Source organism: Shigella sp. FC1544 (genome assembly GCF_001722145.1).
Taxonomy (GTDB): domain Bacteria; phylum Pseudomonadota; class Gammaproteobacteria; order Enterobacterales; family Enterobacteriaceae; genus Escherichia; species Escherichia coli.
Genome location: NZ_MECT01000212.1, coordinates 1 through 2,649, shown reverse-complemented (window position 1 = coordinate 2,649; position 2,649 = coordinate 1). Strand labels below are relative to the sequence as shown.

Genomic DNA, 2,649 nt, shown 5'->3' with positions numbered 1-2,649 from the left:
TAGTGCGCTGGGTTATCGCTCGCCACGGGAATATCTGCGGCAGCGGGCTTGTAATGGGTTAAGTGATAACAGATGTCTGGAAATATAGGGGCAAATCCACCAGCTACTGCTGTAGCCAAATTGCATTAATCGTTCGACATCATCGGTATGCCAGTATTGTTGCCGGCTTAATGTCAGGTATAAATTGCCATAATCTCTCCCCAACGACTGCGTTAGCGTTCCCTCCACGCGACTACGTCGGTTACCTGTTTCCCAAAAGTCTTCAGGGCTGTTGCGCCGCGATGCCCACTCATTGAGGGTATAGTAGCCCTCGGTGGAGTAACGATAGCCAACCAGGCGCAAGCTAGTGTCTGTGTCGTCAAATCGTTTTGAATAGAGAAAGCGATATGACTGACCCGTTTCTGTATCATCATGGCTAAAATTCGCACGAGCATGTGTCACATCGAAAGAAATTGCGCCCAAAGCGCCAAGATCTTTACCGACACCCAGAGCTGCAGAACCATAATTTTCAGCAGCCTGCATACCTCCATATAAAGTGATCCCGTGGGAAAAACCATGAAGTATTTGCGCCTGAAGGACGTCCGGTGTAAATCCGTCTTCATCGCGCAATTCACCCACGCTGACATCAACATCTGTCTGACCTTCACGTTTAAGAATCGCCAATGAAGCATAAGGTTGGGTGAATCGTTGTTCGCTACCGTCTTCTTCTTTGATGGTTACGTCCAAATCGCCACCTGTACTGGCGGTGTTGAGATCGGTGATCTCAAAAGCACCTTCTGGAACGGCAGACTGATAAATCACGTAGCCATTCTGCCGAATGATGACGGTGGCGTTGGACTTTGCAATCCCACGAACCACAGGAGCAAAGCCATTCTGGCTGGCGGGTAGCATATCGTTATCAGTATACAAACGCGCGCCGCGAATTTGCGTACTGTCGAAAATATCGCTCGCCGTCCACGTATCACCAATCATAATCTGGCTTCTTAACGCGGCAATATCGCGCTGTATCCAGGTACTAATGGAGTTGTATTCCGCACGGCCATCGCTGGTGTTTAAAGTACTGTAATTACGTAGCCGCCACGGTCCAATATTCAGTCCATTGCGCAGATTGAGATAACTGGTATCTGTCTCTTGTGAACCATAATCTGAACGTAGTGTATGTGAACCAGAAAAATCGTAGTTGATGGTGAGCGCGTTAATCCCCTCATCCCAACGCGTGGGGCTGATGTAATCATAAGCCATCGCGTCCATGTAGATTTGGGGAATGGATATATTCAGCTGCAATTTATCACTGTCAAACTGCCAGGATGAGCCTTCAATACGTGGAGCAGGATCGAGGCAAACCGTCTCATCCACATCATTAGCGCATCAACTTTTATGCCAAAGGAGGACAGTGTTTTTTTAATGGCAATAAAGCAAGCGTGCAGATCAGCATCTGGATTATTCTGAACAAATGTCACATCCTGACGTTCAAACATTTTACCGTTGATAAAAATATCAACGCTATAAACACCTGGGGGCATCAGGTTTGCCCGATTAAACTGGCGAATATCGACTCCGGATTGATGGTCGATTTCCAGAAGCGCCGGATTGAATACACTGACCTCGGCCATCAGGTTTTGCGAGAAAATCAGACACGTCCCTGCCGTGAGGCCAACCACTATTCTGGTCGTCATCATAATACGCCTATCCTTATCCCTTGCTTACAGCGTCATTTTTATCGGGTCACTGACTGCGCCGTAATCATTAATAAATCGCCAGGTCATTTGGCCTCCCGCAGAATTAGCAGGTAAAGGTAACGTGAGCGTTTCAAAAGGACGGATCATATTGAGGGGCACATCATGGCCATCAACGATGACATCCATCACACTGATATGAATTGGGTTGGGATTCTCTGCTATCAGATTTCGCCCTTCCCGGCGCCATTTCACTTTCGGCGCAGCATCTTCGGGAATAAGGCGGATATTTGCTGGTCGCCAGAACAGCTTGATACGCGTTTTTACTGCTATTTCCAGCGAGTTCGTCGCTTTGTTGCTCGCTGATGGCGGAATATTTTTAATATTCAGCCAGAAGACTGACTCGCGATCATCAGGCAATGACACACCTTTGGTGTGAATAATGCGTAATATTTTTTCTTGCGAAGGTTCTAATCGTGATACTGGCGGAATAACGGTAAACGGCGCTTTTCTTTTATCCTCTTTATTAAATGGATCTACCCAAGCTTGGATGATATAAGGTATTTTTTCTTCTTTGCTAAATACAGAAATAGATTTATCAGCATTATTACTTAAGTAAACCACCCGCGGGTAATGCTGCCAACTTACTGATTTAGTGTATGATGGTGATTTTAAGGTGCTTGCGTGGCTTCCATTTCCATCAGATGTCCTTCCTGCTCCGCTACTGAAGGCGTGGTGCGTAACGGCAAAAGCACTGCCGGACATCAGCGCTATCTCTGCTCTCATTGCCGTAAAACATGGCAACTACAGTTCACTTACACCGCCTCTCAGCCCGGTACGCACCAGAAAATCATTGATATGGCCATGAATGGCGTCGGATGTCGCGCCAGTGCACGCATTATGGGCGTTGGCCTCAACACGGTTTTACGTCACTTAAAAAACTCAGGCCGCAGTCGGTAACCTCGCGCATACA

Annotated in this window: 3 pseudogenes; 1 reads left to right on the top strand and 2 read right to left on the bottom strand. The window is 47.2% G+C overall.

Going from position 1 to position 2,649, the window contains the following annotated elements:
* Window positions 1-99: 99 nt before the first annotated feature.
* Both lpfC-O113 and lpfB-O113 read right to left on the bottom strand, forming a co-directional pair.
* Window positions 100-1,679 (bottom strand): annotated as a pseudogene (gene lpfC-O113, locus BGK49_RS12050) (long polar fimbrial usher protein LpfC-O113); the annotation flags it as partial.
* 24 nt (window positions 1,680-1,703) lie between these two features.
* Window positions 1,704-2,303: pseudogene (lpfB-O113, locus tag BGK49_RS26750) on the bottom strand (long polar fimbrial chaperone LpfB-O113); the annotation flags it as partial.
* A gap of 57 nt (window positions 2,304-2,360) precedes the next feature.
* On the opposite strand from lpfB-O113, the pseudogene BGK49_RS12040 reads away from it, so the two are divergent.
* Window positions 2,361-2,649 (top strand): annotated as a pseudogene (locus tag BGK49_RS12040) (IS1-like element transposase); the annotation flags it as partial.